This is a genomic window from Drouetiella sp., from assembly GCF_059504425.1.
On sequence record NZ_JCACIN010000002.1, the window covers coordinates 11,890 to 37,841 of the forward strand.

Annotated in this window: 28 protein-coding genes; 17 read left to right on the plus strand and 11 right to left on the minus strand. The window is 52.2% G+C overall.

The annotated features are described in order from the left end of the window. Positions 1 to 228 precede the first annotated feature (228 nt). The 3 genes from ilvD (at position 229) to AC5JMP_RS00500 (ending at position 3,921) form a co-directional block, all read left to right on the plus strand. The gene (gene ilvD, locus AC5JMP_RS00490; protein WP_495849452.1) at positions 229 to 1,938 is read left to right on the plus strand and encodes a dihydroxy-acid dehydratase; all 1,710 of its coding nucleotides are present in this window, start codon (positions 229 to 231) and stop codon (positions 1,936 to 1,938) included. 33 nt (positions 1,939 to 1,971) lie between these two features. Further along, the gene (locus tag AC5JMP_RS00495) at positions 1,972 to 3,267 is read left to right on the plus strand and encodes a bifunctional folylpolyglutamate synthase/dihydrofolate synthase (RefSeq protein ID WP_495849453.1); all 1,296 of its coding nucleotides are present in this window, start codon (positions 1,972 to 1,974) and stop codon (positions 3,265 to 3,267) included. A gap of 270 nt (positions 3,268 to 3,537) precedes the next feature. Further along, positions 3,538 to 3,921, plus strand: coding sequence for an endonuclease domain-containing protein (locus AC5JMP_RS00500; RefSeq protein WP_495849454.1), 384 nt, complete (start codon positions 3,538 to 3,540; stop codon positions 3,919 to 3,921). A 412-nt stretch (positions 3,922 to 4,333) separates the two neighbouring features. Here the strand turns inward: AC5JMP_RS00500 and AC5JMP_RS00505 are convergent, their stop codons facing one another. Next, a complete protein-coding gene (locus tag AC5JMP_RS00505; RefSeq protein ID WP_495849455.1) occupies positions 4,334 to 5,431 on the minus strand; it encodes a GUN4 domain-containing protein in 1,098 nt (365 codons plus the stop codon). A gap of 235 nt (positions 5,432 to 5,666) precedes the next feature. On the opposite strand from AC5JMP_RS00505, the gene AC5JMP_RS00510 reads away from it, so the two are divergent. Both AC5JMP_RS00510 and AC5JMP_RS00515 read left to right on the plus strand, forming a co-directional pair. Then, complete coding sequence (locus AC5JMP_RS00510) at positions 5,667 to 5,918, plus strand: UPF0175 family protein (protein WP_495849456.1); 252 nt, start codon at positions 5,667 to 5,669, stop codon at positions 5,916 to 5,918. Next, entirely contained in the window at positions 5,911 to 6,399 is a 489-nt protein-coding gene (locus tag AC5JMP_RS00515; protein ID WP_495849457.1) for a PIN domain-containing protein, read from the plus strand. Before AC5JMP_RS00510 ends, AC5JMP_RS00515 begins: the two co-directional genes overlap by 8 nt. A 73-nt stretch (positions 6,400 to 6,472) precedes the next feature. Here AC5JMP_RS00515 and AC5JMP_RS00520 read toward each other — a convergent pair whose 3' ends face one another. Next, on the minus strand, positions 6,473 to 6,622 hold the full coding sequence (locus tag AC5JMP_RS00520; RefSeq protein ID WP_495849458.1) for a hypothetical protein: 150 nt from the start codon (positions 6,620 to 6,622) through the stop codon (positions 6,473 to 6,475). Positions 6,623 to 6,759: 137 nt separating this feature from the next. On the opposite strand from AC5JMP_RS00520, the gene AC5JMP_RS00525 reads away from it, so the two are divergent. After that, complete coding sequence (locus AC5JMP_RS00525; protein WP_495849459.1) at positions 6,760 to 6,969, plus strand: hypothetical protein; 210 nt, start codon at positions 6,760 to 6,762, stop codon at positions 6,967 to 6,969. A gap of 161 nt (positions 6,970 to 7,130) precedes the next feature. Here the strand turns inward: AC5JMP_RS00525 and AC5JMP_RS00530 are convergent, their stop codons facing one another. Then, on the minus strand, positions 7,131 to 7,727 hold the full coding sequence (locus AC5JMP_RS00530; RefSeq protein WP_495849460.1) for a Uma2 family endonuclease: 597 nt from the start codon (positions 7,725 to 7,727) through the stop codon (positions 7,131 to 7,133). 475 nt (positions 7,728 to 8,202) lie between these two features. Here AC5JMP_RS00530 and AC5JMP_RS00535 point away from each other — a divergent pair, with 475 nt between their 5' ends. From AC5JMP_RS00535 to AC5JMP_RS00545, 3 genes are read left to right on the plus strand one after another with little or no spacing between them, the layout of a single operon-like run. Continuing rightward, a complete protein-coding gene (locus AC5JMP_RS00535; RefSeq protein ID WP_495849461.1) occupies positions 8,203 to 9,354 on the plus strand; it encodes a UDP-sulfoquinovose synthase in 1,152 nt (383 codons plus the stop codon). Between the two features lie 37 nt (positions 9,355 to 9,391). Beyond that, the gene (locus AC5JMP_RS00540) at positions 9,392 to 9,733 is read left to right on the plus strand and encodes a hypothetical protein (RefSeq protein WP_495849462.1); all 342 of its coding nucleotides are present in this window, start codon (positions 9,392 to 9,394) and stop codon (positions 9,731 to 9,733) included. Positions 9,734 to 9,756: 23 nt separating this feature from the next. Further along, positions 9,757 to 10,887: a glycosyltransferase family 4 protein gene (locus AC5JMP_RS00545; protein WP_495849463.1), complete on the plus strand. Its 1,131-nt coding sequence runs from the start codon at positions 9,757 to 9,759 to the stop codon at positions 10,885 to 10,887. Positions 10,888 to 10,928: 41 nt separating this feature from the next. On the opposite strand, the gene AC5JMP_RS00550 is transcribed toward AC5JMP_RS00545, so the two are convergent. Further along, positions 10,929 to 11,870: a pentapeptide repeat-containing protein gene (locus tag AC5JMP_RS00550; protein WP_495849464.1), complete on the minus strand. Its 942-nt coding sequence runs from the start codon at positions 11,868 to 11,870 to the stop codon at positions 10,929 to 10,931. Between the two features lie 427 nt (positions 11,871 to 12,297). Here AC5JMP_RS00550 and ilvB point away from each other — a divergent pair, with 427 nt between their 5' ends. Continuing rightward, a complete protein-coding gene (gene ilvB / locus AC5JMP_RS00555; protein WP_495849465.1) occupies positions 12,298 to 14,211 on the plus strand; it encodes a biosynthetic-type acetolactate synthase large subunit in 1,914 nt (637 codons plus the stop codon). A 165-nt stretch (positions 14,212 to 14,376) separates the two neighbouring features. After that, on the plus strand, positions 14,377 to 14,892 hold the full coding sequence (locus AC5JMP_RS00560) for a hypothetical protein (RefSeq protein ID WP_495849466.1): 516 nt from the start codon (positions 14,377 to 14,379) through the stop codon (positions 14,890 to 14,892). A gap of 5 nt (positions 14,893 to 14,897) precedes the next feature. On the opposite strand, the gene AC5JMP_RS00565 is transcribed toward AC5JMP_RS00560, so the two are convergent. The 3 genes from AC5JMP_RS00565 to AC5JMP_RS00575 form a co-directional block, all read right to left on the minus strand. Then, positions 14,898 to 15,455, minus strand: coding sequence for a glutathione S-transferase family protein (locus AC5JMP_RS00565; RefSeq protein WP_495849467.1), 558 nt, complete (start codon positions 15,453 to 15,455; stop codon positions 14,898 to 14,900). A 14-nt stretch (positions 15,456 to 15,469) separates the two neighbouring features. Continuing rightward, positions 15,470 to 15,928, minus strand: coding sequence for a hypothetical protein (locus tag AC5JMP_RS00570; RefSeq protein ID WP_495849468.1), 459 nt, complete (start codon positions 15,926 to 15,928; stop codon positions 15,470 to 15,472). Between the two features lie 65 nt (positions 15,929 to 15,993). Beyond that, positions 15,994 to 17,580 (minus strand): CPBP family intramembrane glutamic endopeptidase, encoded by a 1,587-nt coding sequence (locus AC5JMP_RS00575; protein ID WP_495849469.1) that lies wholly within the window; start codon positions 17,578 to 17,580, stop codon positions 15,994 to 15,996. Positions 17,581 to 17,797: 217 nt separating this feature from the next. Here AC5JMP_RS00575 and AC5JMP_RS00580 point away from each other — a divergent pair, with 217 nt between their 5' ends. The 6 genes from AC5JMP_RS00580 to AC5JMP_RS00605 all read left to right on the plus strand — a co-directional run bounded on the left by AC5JMP_RS00580 (position 17,798) and on the right by AC5JMP_RS00605 (position 24,874). Further along, positions 17,798 to 19,150, plus strand: a complete 1,353-nt coding sequence (locus tag AC5JMP_RS00580) for a histidine phosphatase family protein (RefSeq protein ID WP_495849525.1) — start codon at positions 17,798 to 17,800, stop codon at positions 19,148 to 19,150. Between the two features lie 15 nt (positions 19,151 to 19,165). After that, positions 19,166 to 20,449, plus strand: a complete 1,284-nt coding sequence (locus tag AC5JMP_RS00585) for a dihydroorotase (RefSeq protein WP_495849470.1) — start codon at positions 19,166 to 19,168, stop codon at positions 20,447 to 20,449. Between the two features lie 326 nt (positions 20,450 to 20,775). Beyond that, positions 20,776 to 23,028 carry a hypothetical protein gene (locus AC5JMP_RS00590; protein ID WP_495849471.1) on the plus strand — a complete coding sequence of 751 codons (2,253 nt, stop codon included), beginning with the start codon at positions 20,776 to 20,778 and terminating at the stop codon, positions 23,026 to 23,028. Between the two features lie 179 nt (positions 23,029 to 23,207). Further along, positions 23,208 to 23,849, plus strand: a complete 642-nt coding sequence (hisB, locus tag AC5JMP_RS00595) for an imidazoleglycerol-phosphate dehydratase HisB (protein WP_495849472.1) — start codon at positions 23,208 to 23,210, stop codon at positions 23,847 to 23,849. Positions 23,850 to 24,061: 212 nt separating this feature from the next. Then, positions 24,062 to 24,178 carry a photosystem I reaction center subunit VIII gene (gene psaI / locus AC5JMP_RS00600; RefSeq protein WP_495849473.1) on the plus strand — a complete coding sequence of 39 codons (117 nt, stop codon included), beginning with the start codon at positions 24,062 to 24,064 and terminating at the stop codon, positions 24,176 to 24,178. 216 nt (positions 24,179 to 24,394) lie between these two features. Continuing rightward, positions 24,395 to 24,874: a photosystem I reaction center subunit XI gene (locus tag AC5JMP_RS00605; protein ID WP_495849474.1), complete on the plus strand. Its 480-nt coding sequence runs from the start codon at positions 24,395 to 24,397 to the stop codon at positions 24,872 to 24,874. Positions 24,875 to 25,028: 154 nt separating this feature from the next. On the opposite strand, the gene AC5JMP_RS00610 is transcribed toward AC5JMP_RS00605, so the two are convergent. The 4 genes from AC5JMP_RS00610 to psbE all read right to left on the minus strand — a co-directional run bounded on the left by AC5JMP_RS00610 (position 25,029) and on the right by psbE (position 25,790). Continuing rightward, positions 25,029 to 25,148, minus strand: a complete 120-nt coding sequence (locus AC5JMP_RS00610) for a photosystem II reaction center protein J (protein ID WP_495849475.1) — start codon at positions 25,146 to 25,148, stop codon at positions 25,029 to 25,031. 71 nt (positions 25,149 to 25,219) lie between these two features. Continuing rightward, positions 25,220 to 25,348 (minus strand): photosystem II reaction center protein PsbL, encoded by a 129-nt coding sequence (psbL, locus tag AC5JMP_RS00615; RefSeq protein ID WP_495849476.1) that lies wholly within the window; start codon positions 25,346 to 25,348, stop codon positions 25,220 to 25,222. Positions 25,349 to 25,357: 9 nt separating this feature from the next. Then, a complete protein-coding gene (gene psbF / locus AC5JMP_RS00620) occupies positions 25,358 to 25,489 on the minus strand; it encodes a cytochrome b559 subunit beta (protein ID WP_495849477.1) in 132 nt (43 codons plus the stop codon). A gap of 52 nt (positions 25,490 to 25,541) precedes the next feature. Beyond that, positions 25,542 to 25,790, minus strand: coding sequence for a cytochrome b559 subunit alpha (gene psbE, locus AC5JMP_RS00625; RefSeq protein ID WP_495849478.1), 249 nt, complete (start codon positions 25,788 to 25,790; stop codon positions 25,542 to 25,544). Between the last annotated feature and the right edge of the window lie 162 nt (positions 25,791 to 25,952).

The window sequence follows — 25,952 nt, forward strand, 5'->3', positions numbered from 1 at the left end:
ATGGATAAACCTTCAAGATATTTACTTCAAGGTATTCAGAGGCAGGTCTTCTCACAAATAGAGCAGGCAATAGGTAGAGCAGGCAATAGGCTGCAAACATTACTTGAGTTTGAGCGATCGGATTCTGAGAAGATTAAATTGTAAGGTGAGAAGGGGGCGCGATCGCAGAATAATGAATAGCATCCCCTGCCAAGAATGGTGAGTTTAGCGCGATAGGAAGGAACACTCATGTCTGATCGGTCTGATGGGTCGAACAAGTCTGAAAATCTCAAGAGCCGAGCGGTGACTCAAGGCGTACAACGATCGCCCAACCGAGCCATGCTTAGAGCCGTCGGGTTCCGGGATGAAGACTTTACCAAGCCTATCGTCGGCATTGCCAACGGCTACAGCACGATTACGCCTTGCAACATGGGCATTGATGGACTGGCAAAACGGGCAGAAGCCAGCGTCCGAGCAGCGGGAGGAATGCCGCAAATGTTTGGCACCATCACCATCAGCGACGGTATCTCGATGGGCACTGAGGGCATGAAGTTCTCCCTGGTGTCGCGGGATGTGATTGCTGACTCGATCGAGACGGCTTGCACCGGACAGAGCATGGATGGCGTACTGGCGATCGGCGGTTGCGACAAAAACATGCCGGGGGCAATGATTGCCATGGCGCGAATGAACATTCCGGCAATCTTCGTGTACGGCGGCACCATCAAGCCAGGACATTACAATGGGCGTGACCTGACGGTGGTGAGTTCCTTTGAGGCAGTCGGTCAGTTCAGCGCGGGCAAAATTGATGAAACGGAGCTGACTGCCGTTGAGCAAAACGCCTGTCCGGGGGCGGGTTCCTGCGGCGGCATGTTCACGGCAAATACCATGTCCTCTGCCTTTGAGGCAATGGGCATGAGCCTGATGTATTCTTCGACGATGGCGGCAGAAGATGAGGAGAAAACCATCAGCGCAGCAAAATCGGGCGAGGTGCTGGTGGATGCAATTCGCAAGCAGATCTTGCCGCGAGACATCATTACCCGCAAGGCGTTTGAGAATGCCATTTCGGTGATCATGGCGGTGGGAGGCTCGACAAACGCTGTCTTGCACCTGCTGGCGATCGCCCATTCTGTCGGCGTACCCCTGACGCTGGACGACTTTGAAACCATTCGAGCCAGAGTTCCGGTTTTGTGTGACCTAAAGCCTTCTGGACGCTATGTGGCAACTGATTTGCATAAAGCGGGCGGCATTCCCCAGGTGATGAAAATGCTGTTGGCGCATGGCTTGCTGCATGGCGATGCGCTGACGATTACAGGACAGACGATCGCCGAACTGCTGGCGCCTGTACCAGAGCAGCCCTCTGCCGACCAGGACGTAATTCGCCCCTGGAGCAACCCCATGTATCCTCAAGGGCACTTGGGCATTCTGCGGGGCAACCTTGCCGAAGAAGGCTCTGTTGCCAAGCTGACGGGCATCAAGATCCGCAAGATCACGGGTCCTGCACGGGTGTTTGAATCGGAAGAAGCCTGTCTAGATGCCATTCTCGCTGGACGGATCAAAGCCGGAGATGTGTTGGTGATCCGCTACGAAGGCCCTAAAGGCGGCCCCGGAATGCGGGAAATGCTGGCTCCCACTTCGGCAATTATCGGCGCGGGGCTGGGCGACTCCGTGGGACTCATTACAGACGGACGTTTCTCAGGCGGCACCTACGGCATGGTGGTAGGGCACGTTGCCCCCGAAGCCTTTGTGGGAGGAACGATCGCCCTTGTGCAAGAAGGAGATTCTGTGACGATCGATGCCGATGCCCGTCTGCTCCAGCTCAATGTGCCTGATGCAGAGCTGTCTCAACGCCGTGCCCAGTGGCAGCCGCCGCAGCCTCGCTACAATCGAGGTGTGTTGGCAAAATACGCCAAGCTGGTTTCTTCGAGCAGCTTGGGAGCCGTGACGGACTTGAACCTGTAGCTTGGTGAACTTGTAGCCTAGTGAACTTGTAGCATGGTGAACCTGCCCGATGCCTCTAAAAATCCTGTCTTGACGGGCGTGGATGATTTGCTCGATCGCTTTACCCATTTCGGCGTAGAGCTAGGTCTAGAGCGCATCACACGGCTTCTAGAGGCGTTGGGTAATCCGCAGCGCCAGGTGCCAATTCTGCATGTTGCCGGGAGCAACGGCAAAGGCTCGGTTTGCGCCTACCTGTCGTCTGTGCTGGCGGAGGCGGGCTATCGGGTGGGACGCTACACCTCGCCCCATCTGGTGAGCTGGTGTGAGCGAATCAACCTGAACGGTCAAGATATTGCTGCCGTTGAGCTAGAGGAGCTGCTGCAAAAGGTGATTGGAGCGATCGATCCCAACCATTCTTCCCCCACTCAATTTGAGGTGATCACGGCGGCGGCTTGGCTGTACTTTGCCCAACAGCAGATAGATATTGCCGTGATGGAGGTGGGTTTGGGCGGTCGGCTAGATGCCACGAATGTGTGCGATCGCCCTCTCGTCAGCGTCATCACCTCCCTTAGCCTTGAGCACTGGCAGCGGCTCGGTCCAACGCTAGACAAAATTGCCTACGAGAAAGCAGGAATTTTGAAACCGGGCTGTCCGGCAGTGATTGCACCCCAGCCGCCGATCGCTGCCACCATGCTGCATCAGCGCCTCGCAGAATTGGACTGTCCTGCCGTTTGGGTGCAGCCTTCGCAGGAGGCAGATGAGGGCTGGGCTGAGTACGGCAGCGGCTCAGAGACAATCCGGTATCCGCTACCGCTGTTAGGAGCGCATCAGCTCATTAACTCGGCGGTGGCGATCGCCACGCTTCAGATCTTGCAAGCCCAAGGCTGGTCGATCTCAGAGGCGCAGATTGCGGCAGGCATGGCGAAAACGCGCTGGGCAGGTCGGCTGCAATGGTATGACTGGCAAGGGCAAAAGATTCTGATTGATGGCGCACATAATCCAGCGGGGGCTGAGGTGTTGCGGGAGTATCTCGATCGGCAGGGCAAAGCTTCAGTTCATTGGGTGATGGGCATGATCGCCAACAAAGATCATGCCGATGTCTTTGCCGCACTGCTGCGTCCAGGAGATTTTCTTTACTTGGTGCCTGTACCGGAGCATTTGCCTGTGGATTTGGAAAAGCTGGCGACTTTGGCACAGGAAGTTTGTCCTAATCTGAAGCATTGTGAGATTTACCCAGATGTACTGGCGGGGTTGAATGCGGCTGCGTTAGATAGGCAAGCTGAATCGGCGATCGTTCTTTGTGGATCGCTCTATTTAATTGGGCATTTTTTCAAGTTGCAGGGAATTTAGTGCTTCTCGGATCATCTTTTAGACTGAAGTTTGAGGTTTCTGTGAACCTAGGTTGTATAGGAGTCTTGGGAATGATCCCCCTAAATCCCCCTTAAGAAGGGGAACTTTGAGTGTAAAGAGGGGGTTCTGAGTGTAAAAGAGGGAATTTTAGTTGCAAAAAGGGGAATTCTGAGTATTGCAGCTCGGTTCCCCCCTTTTTTAAGGGGGGGTAGGGGGGATCGGATGGAATTCTAACAGCACTAGCTTTTCAACAAAGAGTGAAGGGACTCTATGCAAAACCCCAACATCGCTAACTTTCATCTTCCTTATCATCCTCAACTGATTGCTAAAGCAAAAGAATTGCGTCAAAACCCTACCCCTGCAGAGAAAAAACTCTGGCAAAGCTGTCTTAGAACTTTTCCACTACGAGTATTGCGTCAACGCCCCATCGATCGATTTATTGTGGACTTCTATTGCGCAGCCTTGAAACTTGTGATCGAGGTGGATGGTGCAGGTCACTTTACGGAGGAAGGTCAAGCCTATGATGAAGAGCGATCGCGAGTTTTAGAAGGCTATGGGTTGAGAGTTGTACGGTTCACCAATGATCAGGTGATGGACAATTTTGAGGATGTGTGTCGGCAACTTTGGGAGATGATCCCCCTAAATCCCCCTTAAAAAGGGGGACTTTAAGTGTAAAAGGGGGATTTTGAGTATAGAAGGGAGAATTTTGAGAATTTCAGCTCGGTTCCCCCCTTTTTTAAGGGGGGTTAGGGGGGATCATTATGCGCTGCAACAGTAGCAAGTTTCGCCTAACGCGATCGCAGTGTCGAGAGATATTGCCATATGTGAGCTAGTGGCGAGATTCAAGCCGTCGCCCGAACCTTCATTTTGGCAAACTGCTTGAATCCAGAATTTATGAGTGCCAAATTGGATATACCAGAATTTTCGCCAGGGTAGAAAAAAGAGAGCAGTGCCAGGTATCGGAGAGTCAAGACACGCTACGCGAACGCTGAAAAGGAGGATTGACGTGTAAAAGAAGCGTAGTTACAAATCTTCAGAAATGCCTAGGACTGGCTCGTGCTAAAGCCTACAAGTCTGTGCGCGAGAAGAGGTATCCCACCACCCTACACCCTACCCACGCCAGCCTTCCACCCAAACAAAACCCAAACAAAACCCCATCATTCCCAACATTAGCCCACAACGGGAGGTGACCCTCTGGGGCAGAGGTGTCAAAAGTTACATCACTGTATCTGATCCAACTCGACCCCATACCCATTATTCCTCTCGATCGCCATCCCACCTCTACTCCAAACTTCTTCCACTGTTTATTGTCCTCTTGTGGGCTACCGCACCTTTGCCAAATTTTCTTCTGGACGCTGAAGCCAAACTTACCATCGCCATACTTCACCCAGAGTTGATCGATAGTGCGGAGATCAGTACAGGGAAACTGCTGGATATCTTCGACTCGCAGCCAGCCTTGTCGCCCCGCGACTTCCAACATCCGCTTCGCCGTTTCCTCGTCTGCCTCTTTCCACTTACCTGTCTTCAGCAGATCTCGTAATGGCTTGTAGTCGATGCTGCGATCGGATTTCAGGTCATCGGCGGCGAGCCGCTGTCGCTCCAGTTCTTGCTGCTCTGACCTCTCTGCCTCTGCTGCCTGCTGTTGTCTCAGTTGCTCTTGGCGCAGTCTTTCCTGTCCCAAAGCCTGTTGCTCAGCCTGTTTTTTGGCTATTAGCTGATCTACCGTTTCTCGGATTTTTTGAGCCACGATCGTGAATGCATCATCTGGATCTGCCCAGCTCTTAATGGGTTTAGCATGAGTGGGGAGAACATTTAACTTACTAAAGGGCACATAGGGCTGATTCCAATCGCATGAGCTGAGAATGATCGGAATCACTCGCGCTGTTCCCTCATTGTGCCGTGCGATCGCCCGCTTCAGTTCTGTGCCGTAGCAGTATTTAGAGGCAATAAAGTTGCGACTCACCAAGAGCAAAATAATATCTGCCGTATTGAGCTTGTTGAGGATGGCTGGCTCCCACTCTGTTCCCGCTTCCAGCTCAAGATCGTGCCAGGTCTGAATTCTGTTTGCTTCTCTGAGAGCAGCTAGGTGATCTTCTAACGCATTCCGCATATCCAGATCTTTGCGCGAATAAGAGTAAAAGAGCTTGATGATTTCCTCTGACACCAACTCCTCCGGCAAGGTCTGAATAGGGCTTGCGATCGATTATATCCTTGCCATCTCTTCAGGCTCTAGACCTCTAAGGTTGTCAAAACCTCAGAGGTCTGTTGCGGAGGGGCGATCGCTTCCGCTTTGGCAGGACTGATTGAACTGCTCAACCCTTAGCAACTGATCTGAATTCTCCGGCAGCCGCTCATAACGCTATGCTAGGGTTCAAAGGGAGTTTGCCAGGGAATCATCCATGTACACCATCACCCTATCGATTTCAGAAGAAACTGTTGAAGCCCTCCAAGTTGCCCCTGAAAACCTCAGCCGCGAGATGCTCCTCATTGCGGCTGTCAAACTCTATGAACTCGGTCGGTTGTCTTCCGGTGCGGCTGCAAACCTGGCGGGCATCCCGCGAACCGTCTTCTTGTCCAGGTTGGCTGACTATGGCGTTGAGACCTTTCACCTGACGGAGGCAGAACTGGCAGAGGATCTTGCCAGTGTCTGAAGTCATTACTGACACCTCTCCCATTCAATACCTCCACCAAACCAATTTTCTCAACCTGCTGCCAGCCTTGTATGGGCAAATCATCATGCCCCAAGCTGTTGCAGATGAACTGGCTGAAGGTCGATCGCAAGGTGTCCTTCTCCCCGATCCAGATTCTCTTTCCTGGATAACTTTGCGTCAGGTCTCTGAACCAATTTTGGTGCCAGATCTTCCTAATATTGGTAAAGGTGAACGCGAAGTCTTGAGTTTAGCCCTTATGATGCCAGATGCTTTGGTTATCTTGGACGATGCCCTTGCTAGAAATTACGCTCGTCAACTTGACCTCGCATTTACAGGTACATTGGGCGTGCTTCTAAAAGCAAAACAGTTAGGGCATGTAGAGTCGATCGCGCCTATTCTTGACCAACTAAATGCACTCAACTTTCGGGTTGCTCAGTCTACCGCTGCGGCTGTGCTGAAATTAGCAAACGAGGGAAATTGAGCATTGGAGCTTAGGGAGCGATCGCCCCTCTCAGGCAATCCCCAGATATTGTGGGTGGCGATCGCGCCAACCGTCAATTTGGATCAAAACAAACAATCACATCTTCAGGTGCGCCGATCAGCCGTCCCAGTCTTTGTCGGTAGTGTTCTGCTTCATTGCGAGTATTAAAGCGATCGATAAATTTACGCCCTCCGCTGGGCGTGTATAACCAAACTGACCACATGGGTAATGCTCCTTGTAGAAGTTCTGGGCGGGCTGCAAGCCGTCTAATGCATCAGATTCTACAGTGTGATTAATACTAATGCAATATGAATCACACTACATCAGTTAAACTCAATGCAGAGTTCTGGGGGTAAGCTTATGGAGAGTTTTGAAAGGCAGAGTAGAGCGGTGGCCGATCGGGTAACGGTTGATATTGAAGGATTGCGAGATGAGATTGAGACGGCATACGCAAGCAATCCCCTCTGGGCTGAACTTTCGCTCTCTCAAAAATTGCGGCGATTGATTTCTGAGCGCTTAGAGGATCTAAAACAAGACTCAAGTGCTAAGAAGCAAGAGGGCAAGCAGTAGAAGACTTTGGGCAATTGCTCTTGAGATAACGATCGCGGCTCTTGGGCAGACGAAAACTGCTCTTGAGTACCTGATTACGATTACTGGGTACTCGATTACGACTTTTGGGTCAGCGATCGCAATTTTTGAGACAAACGATCGCCACTTGGAGAGCAATTGTTCTAGATTTCTGTCTCAAAAATCTGCCCAGCCGTCAACTTTAGCTCTGTAAATTCGAGGGAGGCGATCGCGTCCTCTCCACTAAATACGCCAATTTCTCGGTAGTCCTCGCCCTCCAGCGACAGCACCATCACCGTTTGAGCGACCGGATCAATGAGCCAATATTCAGGAACGCCGATCGCCGCATATTGGGCGCGTTTATGGATGTAATCTCGATCGCGATTGGTCTTACCAGGGCTGACCACTTCGGCAATTAGTCGCGGGGGCGGCATATCCAGCGTAATGGTGAGTCGCCGTTGAGTAAGTTCCAGATGCTCTGGTCGTAGCACAACTAAATCGGGAAAGCGATTAGCGGCATCATTGGAGCGTAAGATCGGCACCTGCACTTCGCATTTGCCGGGATGGATCAGTTCAACAGAGATACCTGCTGCCACAAGGAGGAGCAGAATGCGAACAGCAATGGTACTGTTCAATCTAGATTCTGGTGGCAACTCGACTAGCTCTCCATTAATTAGCTCGTAGCGTCCTTCTATGTCCATGTCGTTGCTACAGGACAAATACGCCTCAAAGGTTGTGAATTTTGCCTGAGCCTGAGCCATGCCGCTTTCCTGACAAACGTTATCCTAATTTTAATCAAACTCAGATGACCAGATGCTGGAAACTTCCATTTCCCATGGAATGAACTGCTCGGAGAGGCAAGCATGGATCTTATGAATGTAGGTAACACTCAGCGTTGATGTCCTGCATTTAGGGAAGCAAATTAAGGCGGCTGTGGAGAGTAGCAGTAAATCACCGACCGCGATCGCAGCACTGGCAGAGATGAGCGTTGCAAACCTCTAGCGTAATTATGGGCGAGGAAACAAAGTCCGTCTCTCGTGAAACTTTGAAGCGTTTATCTAGGGTTCTGAGCACAGATTTTGATGCTGAAGTGAAAGCTGCACTGGCTCAAGAGATTAAGCCCTGATTAACCTAAGTAGAGGCAGTATTTAATCTATTTCTTTTTACGGTTGAATCGGTCGCCAAGAATGGTAGATTGAGCTGAGTATCTGTAATCTGTACACAGACGGAACTCTGATGAAAGTCCTCGTTATTGGTGGTGATGGTTACTGCGGGTGGGCGACCGCACTTTACCTGTCAAATAAAGGCTACGAAGTTGGTATTCTAGACAACTTGGTTCGGCGGCATTGGGATGCGGAACTCTGTGTGGAAACACTGACCCCGATCGCCCCGATTCAAACGCGTCTTCAGCGCTGGAAAGACCTGACGGGCAAAACCATTGACCTGTTTGTGGGCGATATCAACAATTACGATTTTCTGAAAACTGCCATGCTGCAATTTGCCCCCGAAGCGGTGGTACATTTTGGCGAACAGCGATCGGCTCCTTTCTCGATGATCGATCGGGAACACGCGGTGTTGACTCAGGTGAATAACGTCGTGGGGACGCTAAACCTGCTCTACGCCATGCATGAGCATTTCCCCGACTGCCATCTGGTGAAGCTAGGCACCATGGGCGAATATGGTACGCCCAACATCGACATCGAAGAAGGCTACATCACGATCGAGCACAACGGACGCAAAGACACGCTGCCTTATCCTAAGCAGCCCGGATCGTTCTATCACCTCAGCAAAGTTCACGACTCCCACAATATCCATTTTGCCTGCAAAATCTGGGGGCTGCGCGCCACTGACCTAAATCAGGGCGTAGTCTATGGCGTGTTGACGGATGAGACGGGCATGGATGAGCTGTTGATTAATCGCCTAGATTACGATGGCGTATTCGGCACGGCGCTGAACCGCTTCTGCGTTCAGGCAGCAATCGGGCATCCGCTCACGGTTTACGGCTCTGGTGGTCAAACTCGCGCCTTCCTCGACATTCGGGATACCGTGCGGTGCGTGGAAATTGCGATCGCCAACCCGGCAGCCTCTGGCGAATTCCGCGTCTTCAACCAGTTCACCGAAATGTTTAACGTCGGTGATTTGGCGCGGATGGTGAAGAATGCCGGAAATTCTCTAGGGCTGGGCGTTGAAATTAGCGCGATCGAAAACCCCAGAATCGAGAAAGAAGAGCACTACTTTAACGCCAAAAACACGAACCTGCTGAGCTTAGGCCTGGAGCCGCACTTCTTGTCTGATTCTCTGATCGACTCCCTGCTAAATTTCAGCATGAAGTACAAAGATCGGGTGGATAAGAGTCAGATCCTGCCCAAGGTGAAGTGGAAAGGGTAATTCAGGCTCTCAAGAATACGTCGGGGAATAGATCTGCGTGGACTTACGCCTTTGGATGCTTCTACTTTTAGTGGTTCTACCCGGTATTGCTCTGGGCAGCAGTAGTGCCTACTATCTATTCCCTGACTGGGCAGCTTTGGATGCTAGCCATCGAAATTATCAAAAGTTGGCGCAAGATCCCAATTCGACTTTGCGCGATCTGGCGATCGCTGAAGCTGCCGAAAGTCGCCATCGCATCAACTGTTTTGCAGAAGGGCTTGGCATTTTGCTGGGAAGCGTCATTTTATCCATTGGGGTTCACGGCATCTGCACTCTGCCCAAACCTGCGTCAAAACTTGCATCAGAACATTCAACCAATCGATCATCCAAGAATCCTTAGAAAGTTAGGAATCGCTTTGACCTATGCGAATTGCCCTCTTTACCGAAACTTTTTTGCCCAAGGTTGATGGCATTGTCACAAGGCTAAGCCATTCAGTCGATCACCTCCAGCGTCTGGGCGATCAGGTGTTAGTGTTTTCACCAGATGGCGGGCTGCGCGAGTATAAGGGGGCAAAAATCTGCGGTATCCCTGGGTTTCCGCTTCCTCTTTATCCAGAGCTAAAGCTGGCTTTACCGCGTCCTTCCATGCGACAGGCGCTAGAGGAGTTTAAGCCCGACTTGATTCACCTGGTTAATCCAGCGGTCTTGGGGCTGGGCGGACTCTACTATGCCAAATCTCTGGATGTGCCGCTGGTTGCGTCTTATCACACGCATTTACCGAAGTATCTGGAGCATTATGGCTTGGGAATGCTGGAGGGCGTAATGTGGGAACTGCTGAAGGCGGTTCACAATCAGGCACAGGTCAACCTTTGCACCTCGACAGCAATGCGGCAAGAGCTAACGGAGCATGGTATCGAACGTGTGAAGGTCTGGCAGCGCGGCGTGGATACTGAGCTGTTTCAGCCGGATTTGGCGAGTTTAGAGATGCGATCGCGTCTTACTCAAGGCAGTCCAGACAGTCCGCTGCTGCTCTATGTCGGTCGGCTCTCGGCTGAAAAAGAGATCGATCGGATTAAGCCCGTTCTAGAAGCCATTCCCAACGCTCGACTGGCGCTGGTGGGCGATGGACCTTATCGATCGGAGCTAGAGAAACATTTTGCGGGTACGCCCACTCATTTTGTCGGCTATCTGACGGGCACAGACTTAGGCGCGGCATTTGCATCTGCTGATGCCTTCATTTTCCCATCCCGGACTGAAACCCTAGGGCTAGTGCTGCTGGAAGCGATGGCAGCTGGATGTCCGGTAATCGCTGCGAACGCAGGTGGCATCCCCGATATTGTCACAGACAGCGTCAATGGCTACCTGTTTGACCCGACAGACGAGATGGGAGCGATCGTTGCTACACGTCGTCTTTTGGCGAACCCACAAGAGCGCGAAACCTTGCGAACTCATGCTCGCCAGGAGGCAGAACGCTGGGGCTGGGCGGCGGCTACTCGACAGCTTCAGGACTTTTATCGATCGGTTCTGGCTGCACAGTTTGCCTCAGCGGCGTAATAGATTGTGAATTTTGGATTGAGTCCAAAATTCACAATTATCTAACTATGAACCGTGCCGTCTGGCATTGTTGCACCCGCAAGAATGGTGCCCGTGAGCTTCACCATAAGGCGATCGCCCACCGCAATTTTGGCTCCCTTAAGATTTGCGCCGCTGAGATCGGCACCGCTCAGATCTGCCCCAATGAGGTTGGCTTCTTGCAGGTTAGCCTGAGTCAGATTGGCTTGCAGCAAGTTGGCGCGAAACAGGTTGACGTTAGACAGGTTCGCCTCTGACAGGTTAACCCTGTGCAAAAAAGCGTCGCTGAGGTTTGCCCCACTCAAGTTAGCCTGACTAAGATTCCGACCCGACAAGTCTTTTTCGCGCAGGTCAACGCCGCTAAGGTTAGCACCTGTCAAATCTGAGGGAGATTTTTTGACCGACGGCGGACGCTGTGATTCGTAGGGTCTTTGTGGCTGTCCCGACTGAGCAGAGGGATAGGTATAGGCAGATTGCTGTGAAGGTTGATAGTAGTGATAGCGCGGTGGCACTGTGTGGGATGAACCGTGAGCCTGTGAATTATGGGCTTGTGAAGACTGTGAATTATGAGCCTGTGAAGACTGTGAATTATGAGCCTGTGAAGACTGTGAATTATGAGCCTGTGAATTGTAGGACTGTGAATTGTAGGACTGTGAGCTGGAGCGCGAATGAGTCTGACTGGATGGCGCAGGAGGCTTAGCAGCAGGAGGCTTAGCAGCAGGAGGTTTAGCAGCAGGACGAGATTGAGGCGCTGCTTTGGTGCTGCGGTGCGATCGCAACTTCTCCCGCGCTTCATTTAAATCTTTGAGCTTCTCCTGAGCTTTTTCCTGCAACCGCACGTTGTCTTTAGGCATACGATCGGGATGCCAAATAAACGCCAAGTCTCGATAGGCCTGATTGACTTCCTCTAAAGAAGCACCCGGCTCTAATCCTAAAACTGTGTAGTAGCGCTCCAGATCACTCATTGAGTTAAGGTGTCTAGTAAAGGCATCAAGGGTGAGTCGCTGGTTTGCAACCAGTTACTCAATGCTACAGGCAGGAATGAGGAGATGGGGAGACAGAAAGCATTAAGATACCTGACTCTGAAAAAATGCTTCCAAAGAAGCAAACCGCTTCAGGAAAAAAGCGCTGTAGTAAGCCAGCTTTTGTCCATGATGAAACCCTGACATGGAGCATATCGTAATAGTTTACAGAATAGACTGTCAAAAGCATTCTCTGAGCTGAGTTTGAGGAAATTGTTCTGCATCTTCAGCAAGGGCAGCGATCGCTACATTCTAGACAGAACGGCTGCTTCAGCACTAGACTGAAGTATTCAAGCATTTGTGCAAATAGATACAAATTCAGCCCTCTGCATACTTTTCATTTCTGCGTACTTCACCTCTGCGTACTTCTATGCGTAAAGTCTTTCCTGCCCCGGCTCAAGCTCGTGTGCTGACTCAAAACGGCTCACAGACTCAGAATGGCTCCCTTCCCCATACTGTAACTTCCATTCGGGCAACGGGTGCCTTTGCTCTAATGGATAGCTTACGGTTGCAGGGAGTGAAGCACATTTTTGGCTATCCCGGCGGAGCCATTTTGCCGATTTATGACGAAATCTACCGATCGGAGGCGGCGGGGCACGTCAAGCATATTCTGGCGCGTCATGAGCAGGGAGCGGCTCACGCAGCCGATGGCTATGCGCGCGCCACGGGCAAGGTCGGGGTTTGTTTTGCTACCTCTGGGCCTGGAGCGACCAACTTGGTGACAGGCATCGCTACTGCTCAAATGGACTCGATTCCCATGGTGGTGATTACGGGACAGGTGCCCCGTGCGGCGATCGGCAGCGATGCCTTTCAGGAAACCGATATTTATGGAATCACTCTGCCGATCGTCAAGCATTCCTACGTCGTGCGCAACCCGGCGGACATGGCGCGAATTGTCGCAGAGGCGTTTCACATTGCTAGATCAGGTCGCCCTGGCCCCGTGCTAATTGATATTCCCAAAGACGTGGGCTTGGAAGAGTTTGACTATGTGCCCGTTGAGCCAGGAACCGTGAAACTGCCGGGATATCGCCCGACGGTTAAGGGCAACCCCCGGCAGCTGGTGCAGGCGCTCAAGCTGATTCGTCAGGCGCAGCGTCCGTTGCTCTATGTGGGTGGTGGCGCTATCTCTGCCGATGCTCACGCCGAAATTAAAGACTTGGCGGAGCGCTATCAGATTCCCGTTACCACGACGCTGATGGGAATCGGCGCATTCGATGAGCATCATCCTTTGGCAGTCGGCATGTTGGGAATGCACGGCACGGCATACGCCAACTTTGCCGTTACTGAGTGCGATCTGCTGATCGCGGTGGGGGCACGTTTTGACGATCGCGTTACGGGTAAGCTAGATGAGTTTGCCGCCCACGCTAAAGTCATTCATATTGATATTGACCCGGCTGAGGTGGGCAAAAACCGCATTCCTGATGTGCCGATTGTGGGTGACGTACGTCAGGTGCTCACTGAAATGCTGAAGCGCGATCGAGAAAACCATAAGAGTGCTGATCCTATGCAGACGCAGGGATGGCTAAAGAGGATCGATCGCTGGAAACACGACTATCCCATGGTTGCGCCCATTTACCCAGACGAACTCTCTCCCCAAGAAGTTATTTCTGAAGTGGGTCGTCAGGCTCCTCATGCCTTTTACACCACAGATGTGGGACAGCATCAAATGTGGGCAGCGCAATTTCTCAAAAACGGCCCCCGTCGCTGGATCTCTAGCGCAGGTCTGGGCACCATGGGCTACGGTATGCCTGCGGCTATGGGCGCGAAGGTGGCGGTTCCCGATGAGCAGGTGATCTGCATTAGCGGCGACTCTAGCTTTCAGATGAATTGCCAGGAGTTGGGCACGCTGGCGCAGTACGGGATTGCCGTTAAAACGGTCATTATTAACAATGGCTGGCAGGGGATGGTGCGCCAATGGCAGCAGGCTTTCTATGGCGAACGCTATTCTTCGTCTGATATGCAGCCAGGAATGCCCAACTTTGAGCTGTTGGCTCAAGCCTTTGGCGTGAAGGGCATGATAGTACGCAGCCGGGATCAGCTCCAGGATGCGATCGCCACCATGCTAGCCCATGATGGCCCTGTGCTCATGGATGTCCGGGTTAAGCGAGACGAAAACTGTTACCCCATGGTGGTTCCGGGTAAGAGCAATGCCCAGATGGTGGGATTGCCTAAACCCCCTGAGCTAACCCATGGGCAGCAAGCTGAAGCGGTGATTTGCAGCAATTGCAGTTCAGAAAACGCGCCGGATCACAAGTTCTGTCCGGAGTGCGGCACTAAGCTATAGGCGATCGACTCAGCGCAATTTCCCATAGGTTCTTAATCTACCGACAGGACAGATGAAACATCTGTCCTGTTTCGGTATTGGGCTGTAGTGTCGTTCAGAATTGGGCATTCTATCAGAGTGCGGTTACGCCTCGGTTCTCAAGTTTAAAAGCATGGAGATGTAGGAATGCTCAAGCCTATTGCTTTGTTCATTAATGGCGTTTTTGCGTCAGTGCTGGATGAAATTCTTGAAACACAATCTGCCTTGCCAGAGCAGATCCTGTTTCTTCAGCCTTACTCTGGCTACGTCATCAAAAAATTGCGGGATGATGTCCCCTCTGTTGAATCTCCGATGCGTCTATTCCTGTCTATCACAGATGATCTGGCAACCATTCGTTACCAGGCAGAGATCGTCGGTTGGCGAGACAAAAGAGACTTGTCTCAAGATGAAAAGCAGTCTATTAATCGCGTGATTGCAGCTCTCCAGAAAGGGGAGCGAGAGCTATACAACGATGCCCCAAGCAGCACAGGTGAGAACGTTAACCTGCTGTACGTTCGTCGCTTGCAGAAGGTGAGTTCTCCTTTTAGCGTGGCGCAGTTGCGGAAATTGAGCGACGGTGAGCCGTTGTCCACTGCAAGGACGACAGCGGGAGGCTATTCTTATGTTGAGACAGAAGTGTTGGAGTTAGCAGCAAGCTCCTGACATCCTCACTTAAATCCTGCGCCGATCGTCTTTTGAAAAGCGGGACGCTCGACAATTTTCTTCACGTACTCGGCGATCGCCCCATAACCCTCATAACCGATCTTGAGCATCATCGGGATGTATGCCAGCGTTGAGCCAACCGCCACGTCGGCAACCGTGAAGCGATCGCCCATCAGAAAAGGCTTCTGCTCAAAAATCTGATCTAACGCCGAAAACAGGCGCGGCGTTTCCTTCTCTCTGGTAGATTCGACAAAGACGTTAGACAGGGTGGCATTGGCAAACAGCACCCACTGAGCGGCTTCGGCACGCTGCTCAGGAGTTGCCAGCAAGGGATCATGCTTTTCGGAGAGATAGAGCAAAATCGCGCCTGACTCCCACAGCTTAAAGTCACCTTCGGTAATAGCAGGTACCTTGCCCATAGGATTAATGGCAAGATAGGACGGCTGGCGATGTTCCGCTGCCTGCATATCCATCAGCACAATCTCGTAGGGCAAGCCCAGCTCTTCGAGATACCACTGGACGATCGCCGCTCGACTCCGGGCACTGCCATAAAGTTTCAGCATAGGGTTTGGTCAGATCAGAGATTTTGGTGCGTGTAGGCGTGTTGCTTGACGTTATCTTCGGTCTTAATGATGCGCTCAGAGTTTAAGACCCGCTTGCGATCGGTGGAAAAATTCAGGTCTGTCTTGGTCGTGCCCAAGGGAATATGGGTCGTGGCGATCGGGCGAGTCTTGTAGGTGCGGGCAGCGGCAATGGCTCGGAAGGCAAACTCGTCACAAAACTGCGTTTCGGGCGGAAAATCAGGCGGTAGCTGAGCTGTTTCACCCTGCAAAACTGCACCCAGCGTCGTACCACAAGCGCACTCGTAAGAGGTGGTGATTCCCTGGACGATCGCCTCCAGCGCCGCAGAGGGAATTGGCTCTATCACTTTGACTTGATGCACTTCGCCATCGCCCTTGATGAAGCAGGTCGCTAGACCCACCACAATGTAGTCATCAGCAGAAAGTTCAGGAGCGTTGGGATAGGCGATCGTCATAGCGCTGTTTTAACCGGAATGTTTGAACCAGGATATCTTTGCATTCTACCTTGTTCTGTTTCTCCTCACTTCACGCCGCTACCCAGCAAAAACAGGCCCAGCATCGTCACGCTATTCCAAAGACTATGGAGCAAAATGGGAGCCAGCAAGCCGCGCGATCGCGTGTAGGCAAACCCCAGCACCGAACCTAAAACAGTGAGGGGCAGCACTTCCGAGAGACTAAGGTGCGCCGTAGCAAAAATTAGGGCGCTAAGACCGATCGCCCCTCCCACAGGCATATAGCGCGTCAGCGAGGGCAACAGAAAGCCGCGAAAAAAGATTTCCTCGAAGACAGGAGCGGCGATCGATGCTGTGATGAAAAACATGCTAAGGGCGATCGGGTCGCCTTCCTCTAGCACAATTTGCAGGAGGGGATTGCTACCGCCCTGTCCTTGCCAGATTTGCTGGTTGAGAATGGAAATGATCAACATCAGCGGCAGAGCAGCAAAATAGCCGCCGACTCCCCAGGCAACCCAGCTGCGTTTTCCGGTGAGGCGAAACCAGCCTTCGGGTAAGGGAAAGAACGGCTTGATGGAGAAATACAGCACGGCTAAGCCAGAACCCGCCATCAGCAGATAGTAAGTGAGGGTGTAAACTGCCTTGGCGCGAGTGCCAAAGGCAGTAAAGCTAATGCCAAAGGCTCCCACGACCAGGGGAATCACAATCTGCCCCATGAAGAAAAAGCCGACGACTAGCACCTGCACGATCGTTTCCCAAGTCCAGGGAACTTCCCAGGATAGATTCTCTGGTGCTGCCGAGCGACTGCGAAAGGCGCGAATACCCATAATAATCAGCAAAATTAGTCCTGCGACTCCTCCCAAAGCTGGCAGAGTGCCAACTAGCGCCAGCTTAATGAGCGTCTGCTGTGCCACCTCTTGCTCGGCTGTCTTCAGCGTGGCTAGCACATCCGATCGCTGCTGCAATTCATACAGCCGTGACAAGCCCTTGTAGCGAAACCAGCCCTCTAAATTTTTTTGGATCAGCGGTTCGGCGTCGGGCAAGAGCCTGGGCGGATCGCTCCAAACGCCGTCTAGCACTCTAGCCGTTTCAGAGAGCGGCTGTAGTTCTGAGCGATCGCCCAAGCGATTCACCAACTCTTTCCAGGTGGTCAGCGCCTCTGAGGTTTTGCCCTGTTCGGCTTGCAGGATGCCTAGCCGCAAATCGAGCTGATTGATTAAGCTGCGCTGCTGCTGAATAGCAGTTTTGACCTGCTGCTGAGGATCAGTAATTCTTCTGGAGCGATTAGGTACGGGAGTAGCGGGTACATCGGGCGCAGAGTCAGGCTTCGACTGCTGAAGTCGGGTTTCAAACTGCTTCAAGTTTGTCGCTGCCGATTGTCGAACTTTCTGATACTGCTTCACGGCTTCGCCCAGCGGATCGTTCCCCAAGAGCGCCTTGTAGGTATTGGCTGAAGGGGCGTTAGCGATCGACGGATCTCTCGGCTCAACTTTGCCCAGCTCCGTGGCATGAAGCAGCAAGTCGGTCTGGTATAGCTCCAAGCGATCGGTGATTTGCGGCTCGCCAAGGCTGCCCAATAGAGAAGTGCCCAATAGCGCTACTACAACTAGCGTAATTGCCCCAAGAATTAGCCGTCTAATCGTCTGTCCAGTCATCCCGTTTCCCACAAAGTTTATTGCCGCAAACTGCCCTGTTTGGCATTATCGCTTGGAAAGCTGCCCTTGTGCGAGATAGAGAGAAATGGGCGCAAGGATGGGGATCATCTACGGTAGAATGCTGGTGAATTTACTGCAACTTACTGCAACTGTTTACTTAACTGACTGTATTTAGTCGGTATTCAGCCGATATTCAGCCGATCGGGAGGACAAAGCCCTGGTTACTCGCGTTATTCTCGTGCGTCATGGTGAAAGCACTTTTAATGTTCAGCGTCGAGTGCAGGGGCACTGCGATCAGTCTAATCTGACCGAGACTGGACAGGCAGGAGCAACCCAAGTCGGGATTGCCCTCAAGGATTTGTCGTTTGCTGCCGCCTACGGTAGCCCATTGCAGAGAGCGAAGCAGACCGCCGAGCTGATTTTGGCACAGTTGGGACAGCCGCCCAAGCTTCAGCTTAGGGATACGCTGAAGGAAATTAATCTGTCTGAATGGGAGGGGATGACCTTCGAGGAAGTCGAGCAGCAGTTCCCCGACCAGTATCGCTGCTGGAACGATCGCCCCCACGAACTCACCATGGGCGCTGCTGACGGCATAGATCTTTACCCGCTGGTTGAGCTACAGGAGCAGGCGCGACAGTTTTGGCAGTCGGTCTTGCCCCACCACTCAGATCAAACCATCCTAGTTATTGCCCATAGCGGTATCAACCGCTGCCTCATCAGTACGGCTCTGGGGCTGGGCATTGAGCAATATGGGTCGCTCTATCAGTCGAACTGCGGCATCAGCGTCCTCAACTTTTCGGGTGGCTTGGGTGAACTGGTGCAGCTTGAATCCATGAATTTGACGGGGCATTTGGGACAGCCATTGCCTACCCCCCGCAAAAACTGCGGTATTCGGCTGCTGTTGGTGCGGCATGGCGAAACCGATTGGAACCGTGATAAGCGCTTTCAGGGTCAAATTGATGTGCCGCTAAACGCCCAGGGCAAGGTTCAGGCGCAGCAGGTCGCTGAGTTTCTGAAATCCATCCCGATCGATCGCGCTGTCACCAGCCCAATGCTGCGCCCTAAGCAAACCGCCGAAGCTATTCTAGAGCTGCATCCCAATTTGACTCTGGAGCTTGAGCCAGAACTTCAGGAAATCAGCCATGGGCTATGGGAAGGCAAGCTAGAGGAAGAAATTGAGCAGGGCTATCCCGGCTTGCTGAAACAGTGGCAGGACGCGCCTGAAACGGTGCAAATGCCAGAGGGCGAAAATCTTCAGCAGGTCTGGGAACGCGCCACTGCCGCGTGGGATGCGATCGTCTCTTCTACGGCAAGCGCAGCGACGGGAAGCGATCGCCCCACGACCGTCCTAGTTGTTGCCCATGATGCCGTCAATAAAGCTATCCTCTGTCATGTGGTGGGGCAAAGCCCAGCGCAGTTCTGGACATTCAAGCAGGGGAATGGTGCCGTCAGCGTGATTGACTATGCGCGGAGTCAGGAGGGGACGATCGGGAAACCCATGCTGCAAGCCATGAACATCACCACTCATCTAGGCGGCGTACTGGACAAAACAGCCGCAGGAGCGCTTTAGGGTGACGAGAGGGAAATGACGAGCGTACTGTTTCGACAAATCCGAGTTCTCGATCCGGCTGCCCACTGCGATCGCATCGCCGATGTTTTAGCGGTAGATGGGAAGGTTGCAGCCGTTGCCGATGCCATTCCAGAATCAGATTTGCCCGCCCACACTCACATTCAGGAGGGTGCTGGGCTAGTTTTGGGAACTGGGCTGGTCGATCTTTACAGCCATTCGGGGGAACCGGGCTTCGAGTCGCGGGAGACTTTGGCATCGCTCAGGGCGGCAGCGATCGCGGGAGGCTTTACTCGATTGGTGCTGCTGCCCGATACCCATCCGCCTATGGACAGTCCCGCTGGCGTGGAATGGCTGCGATCGCACAGCCAATCGCACAGCCAGTTGCAGCTAGGTAATAGTCCTAACCTCTATACCTGGGGAGCGCTGACCGCTAAGACAAAAGGCGAACAGATGGCAGAACTGGCAGAACTGGCTGCCGTCGGAGTCGTCGGATTTGCAGACGGTTCGCCTATTCAAAATGGGGCGCTGCTCCGGCGAGTTCTGGAATATGGGCAGCCTTTTGGTAAGCCGATCGCCCTTTGGTGCTGCGATCTTGCCATCACGGGCAATGGTGTAATCCGTGACGGGGTAGCAGCTCTGCGGCTGGGTCTGGCGGGAAGTCCGGCGATCGCTGAAACGGCTCCTCTAGCGACTCTCCTGGAATTTGTTGCCGAGCTAGGAGTGCCAATTCACGTCATGCGAGTTTCTACCGCTCGTAGTGTTGAGCTGATTCGCTCGGCAAAGGAGCAGGGCTTGCCCATTACCGCTAGCGTGACCTGGATGCATCTCCTGCTGGATGTTCTGGATGTGCAAAGCTATGACCCCAATCTGCGGCTTGATCCACCGTTGGGCAATCCGAGCGATCGCCAAGCGCTGATTCAGGGCATTCAGGACGGCACAATTGACGCAATCGCGATCGATCATAGCCCCTACACTTACGAAGAAAAGACTGTCGCCTTTGCCGAAGCTCCTCCGGGCGCGATCGGCCTAGAGCTGGCTCTACCGCTGCTGTGGCAAACCTTTGTGGCAACGGGCACTTGGGAGGCGCTGACCCTGTGGCGATCGCTCAGCAGTCATCCGGCTCGCTGCTTGGGACAAATACCCGCCACAATTGCTCCGGGTCAACCTGCTGAGCTGACACTTTTTGATCCTCAGATAGAGTGGCAGGTTTCGTCCCAAACCCTCCATTCTCTGTCTAGCAACACGCCCTGGCTGGGTCAAACTCTGAAAGGGAAAGTTTTGAGAGCCACAATGAGCTAGGTCGTGGGGCGATGCCTCACAGACTCTACCGCCTTACAGACTCTACAGTCCTCAGCAGAGTCTACTAACCTCAACTGAATCCTGTAGCCCTCAATCGATCCTGTGGTAAAGTGTGCCTCGTGAACGGTACGATACTTGTCCTGCATTTATTCTGATTCATCACATCTTGGGCTAGATTCCGGCTTCACAGGCTAGATGTTTGAGTGGATGCTTTATAATTCGCCTACGCCGCTAGATCCGGTGTTGCATACGATTTATTACCTATGCAGGTTTCCGTATTTTATAGTCCTGAAATTCGTAGTTCTGACTTAATTTAGAGGTTTTAGATGGCGTTTTGGGAATTTCTCATCCAGAAAGAGGGCGATCGCTCCTGGCTCCCTCTGGAATCTCCCACCGTTGAGATTTTGGAGGGACGGTACCGCGTGGTGGCTCGTTCTGACCGCGTGCGTACACCCGTCGAGATCCGCGTCATCCAAAACGCCGCCGCCGAAACGCCGCCCGTGCGCCGCACTCAAAAACGCCTCAGCCAAACCAACCAAGATGGCTTGATGGTGGTTATTCCCTTTACCCGTCTAGTGCCTGGAGAGTGGGAGCTACGTTGCGGCAGCGATGTCATGTCAGACATGATGGGAGAGGGTTGGCTGTATCGAGTGCAGCTTCAAGTCTTGCCGATCGATCTCGAAACAGATGACGATTGGGAGCCTGACTGGGATAAAGAATTGGCGATCGCTCCTTCTGAAACTTTTCCTTCTGAAGCATCTCCTACGGCTGAAGCTTCACAAATTAGCCAGGATCAAGAGCTTGCCCAAAATAAAGATTTTTTGCAATCCCAACCAGAATCCCAGCCAGAATACCTGCCCATCAGCCAAGCCGATGCGGAACAACTGCCGGGTATGCGGGTCGATCGCCCTTCCTCTCTCCAGATCACGCTAGAGCAACAGACTTATGTGGTGAAGCGCGGTCTGCCTCTGGTTCTTAGGGGACAAGTTCTCAGGGCACCAACTTCAGGCGAGGAAAGCCCGCTTTTAGAAGAAACAGCCGTTTCTGGCGGCAAGCTGCGGGTGCGCTTGTTTGATCCGCAAACCTCACGAATGTTAGTTGATGAAACTCAGCTTTTATTTCAAGGATCTGACTCTCAAGTGCCTGACTCTCAGCCGCTTCAGTCCGATCGCTCCCTCCCTCTGCAATTTTCCATTCCCCTGACGCTGCCAGCCGATCGCGAAACCCACCTCATTTTGGGAGAACTGGCGCTCTACGGTGCCGCAGAGGGACAGTTGCCTCCTGTTCTTGCAACCCAATCTTTTAACGTCACAACTGACCTGCTGGAGCTGCTAGAGGCGATCGCCAACGATTTTTCTGAACCTGAACCTGAGCCAGTTGCAAAGCCTGCTGTATCTCCCAGCTCTACAACGGTGCCAGCCCTACAATTCCGTCCGTCCCAGCCGTCTCTGCCGCCCTTGCTGCGTCTCCCTGACCCTGAGAAGGAGCCGCGATCGCTCCAGTTGCCCACGCTGATAGACCCCGCTATGGAGGCTGAACCAGACGTTACCGATCGTCCAGCTAGCGAGGCTTCGGCTGATTCTGGGAGCGAGCAGCTAGTTGTGACAGAAGTTGCAGATCCAGAAATTGTAGAGCTACAAGATACAGGGTCACAAAATGCAGAGCCACAAGCTGTGGAGCCACAAGCTGTGGAGCCACAAGCTGTGGAGCCACAAGCTGTGGAGCCACAAGCTGTGGAGCTACAAGATGCAGAATCATCCCCTCAGCTACAGCCTCAGCTAGAGCTAATAGAGGAAGCGGGAGATCCGGCGATCGACTGGCAGAGAGCGGAGCCACAGATATCTTGGCAAAGGCAATCGCCAGGTGGGCTGCCTTTGCCCCAAACTCCAGAAGACAGTGCTTTTCGCGCCCTCAATCTGCAAGAGCGATTCTTAGAGCGGTTGCAGGCATTAGCCTCTGATCCGGATTTAGCTGACTGGCTCAGCACCATAGCCGATCCCGAAGCGACTGAAAACTCTAGTTCGGCAGGTGAGGCAGGTTTATTTGTGCGCCGTAGCCACAACCGAGCAATCGGGCTAGATGCTGACTTGGCAGCGCAGGAAATCGTTGTGGATGAACCGTTTTTTACGGGCGATCGTTCTCCGTCAGATCAACACGCTGGTGCTAGATCGGGTTATCAGTCTGCTCCAGAGCCTATTTCCTCCACAACGGTGCTGGCACCAACCGAAACAATCTCGACCCCCCAACTCGACGTACCCACCGGAGAACTCGTCTCAGGACAGACGATCGATATCACCGTCAAAATTCCAGATACCTATAGCCGCATCTCTGTGAAGCTGTGGACTCACGATCGCCAAAGCCGCTCCCTGCTAGATGGCCCCCACTGGCTGATGGAGTTTAGCCCAGATGGCTTCGGTAATCTGGTGAGCAAAACTCAAATCATGGTGCCGTTTGGCTGTCTCGAAGTTCAGCTTGAGGCGATCGCCATTGACATGACGACCCAGTTTGAGAGCGACAAAGTTTCTGTAATGCGATCGGTCATTCCGCCTGATCTCACGGCTGTTTCGGCAGTGTTTTAAGACGTTCTAGCCGGACTCAGCAGATCGCAAGATCGCAAATTAGGGTTTTGTGGCGCGCTCCGCGCGCCACAAAACCTTAAAAGCTGGAAGACTTTGCAATCTACTGGAACTGTCTATTTTTTGAAACGACCATAGAGCAGATGAGCGATAATGGTTTTGCTGTCTTTGCGCATACCTTCATGCAAACTCGTGATTTAGCCACCGGATTTTCACCGCTTAATCTAGAATTTCCGGCGCGGATCGCCTCAGTTCACCGCGCGACTGGAGAAACAGACGTGCAGGTTAGCCTTAATTTAGATGGGCAGGGACAATGCAGCACCCAAACAGGCATTCCATTTCTCGATCACATGCTGCACCAGATTTCTTCTCATGGGCTAGTTGATCTGGATGTTCACGCCACGGGAGATATTGAAATTGACGACCACCACACCAACGAAGATGTGGGCATTACCCTAGGGCAGGCGTTGTCGAAGGCACTGGGCGATCGCAAGGGCATCGTCCGCTTTGGACACTTCTTTGCACCGCTAGATGAGGCTCTGGTGCAGGTGACGCTAGATTTTTCGGGTCGTCCGCACCTCAGTTACGGGCTGCAAATTCCGACGGAGCGGGTCGGCACCTACGATACTCAGCTCGTGCGCGAGTTCTTTGTCGCAGTGGTCAACCATTCGCAAATGACGCTGCACATTCGCCAACTGGACGGCATCAACTCTCACCACATTATTGAGGCTACCTTTAAGGCATTTGCGCGTGCGCTTCGGATGGCGATCGAGATTGATCCCCGTCGGGCACACCTGATTCCTAGCTCTAAAGGGGTGTTGTAGTCGGCAGGGTGTTGCTGATCTCTGGGATTTTTTTGTTGGAGAAGGGCGCTCCGCGCCCCTCTCCAACAAAAAATTGTGCCCCGATTGAGCAATGCCATCGGCAGATCCTAGCCACACAGTTGTTAAAATTTCTTAGCAGTTAGAAATCAGTCCCCAATTCACAGTAAATTTGGCTCTGAAGGTTCGTTAATTTAGCGAGGGAGAGCCAAAATATGGCAGCTTCATTTTTGCCGTCAATTCTTGTTCCTATTGTCGGATGGGTTTTTCCTGCCGTGGCAATGGCGTTTTTGTTCATTTACATCGAGCGTGATGACGCTGCGGGGCTTTAAGCCATTTCAGTATCGCTTCTAAAGGCTGTCTGGAGAGTTTGAGACAAGACTTAACTCTTTCGCAAAGCTCTTATTCTTGAGATTAAGCTGTTTGAGATCGAGCTGTTTGAGATTGCGCATCTTTATAAGGTGCGATCGCTTGTGTTGGTACATTTCATCCTCAAAGCCTTCTAATTGGGTGGCAACAGGTGAAAACAACTTTGGAGATAAAACAACATGTCAGATGTGATTAAAGCCGCTGGAGATCCGCAAATTGGCAACCTTGCCACCCCGATTAATTCCTCAGACTTCACAAAAGCGTTGATCAACAACCTGCCCGCCTATCGAGCTGGTTTGTCTCCTCAACGCCGAGGTCTAGAAATTGGTATGGCTCATGGCTACCTGCTGTTTGGGCCTTTTGCCTTCACCAGCCAGTTTCGAGACACGGGCGTTGGCGACATTGTCGGTCTGATTGAAGCCGTCATTCTGGTCGTGATTTTGACAGTTTGCCTGTCACTCTATGCCGGATCACAACCCAACAAACCCATTAAAACCGTGACGACTCCCAAACCGCCCGTAGGTTTGGAGACTTCAGAAGGTTGGAGCGAGTTTGCGGGCAGTTTCCTGGTAGGCGGCATTGGCGGCGCTGGGTTCGCTTACTTGGTGTACGAGGTGGTTAAATCAGGGGTGCTACAAACCTTTGGCAATATTAGCTAAGCGGCATTAGCTAACAGATTCTAGATAGGCGCTTACGAAAGTTCCATGAAAGTCCTATAAAAAAGCCGCGCTGTGTACAGCGCGGCTTTTTTGCTAAACAGAGAGCTAGAAATAAACGGCTTTTTCAGAAACTTATTCTCAATCGATCGCCAGCCTAAACCGAAGAGCCAATACCCGCGTAAGCACCGTAGAAAAATAGACCCACAACCACCAGTACGCCGATACCTGCGACAGTACCAACCATCCAAAGTGGAATTCTGCCAGATTGAAACATTTTTTTTAATCTCCTAATACCTAACTCAAATGAATTCAAATTGAGTCAGGCGGTAAACCTGACCCAAATTTCTAGTTGAAGAAATAGCTTGAAAACAAAATACCCAGAACGAAAATAAGCAACAAGCCAAGGTAGAGAGAAGTACGGTTTAACTCTACGGGCTGATTGTTAGGGTTAGGACTCCGATCTAAAGGTGCCACAGGATTCTCCTAGCGATGAATAAATTGCATAGATGCGATCGCCCCCAAGAAAAACACGGTGGGAACCGCCAAGGTGTGAACTGCCGCCCAACGAACAGTAAAAATGGGATAGGAAACGGGCTGATTTGTGGAATTAGTCATAGCTTTGCGCTCAACTTGCGTGCCAATTTACTTGTCAATTCACTTGTCAATTTTACTTGCCGATGAAGTCGTCGATTTGCTGTTTAGCAGAGTCACGATCCATGACGATCGGCACTTCTTGACGCTCTTGGGTAAAGTACTCGTTAGGACGAGGTGTACCAAAGATGTCATAAGCCAAACCCGTGCTGACAAACAGCCAACCTGCAACAAACAAAGCCGGGATGGTGATGCTATGAATCACCCAATAGCGAATGCTTGTAACAATATCTGTAAACGGACGTTCTCCAGTGGTACCAGCCATTTAATCCCCTCTCAGAAACGACAACTTTAGCCTTTACCTTACATCATATGAGAATGAGTCAGGCATCACAAGCCATGATCAATTTTTCTATTAGATCTCTTGCAGATTAAAGCTTTAGGATTAGGTTTAGTGGGGTCTGCGCCCCCACTAAACCTAATTTGC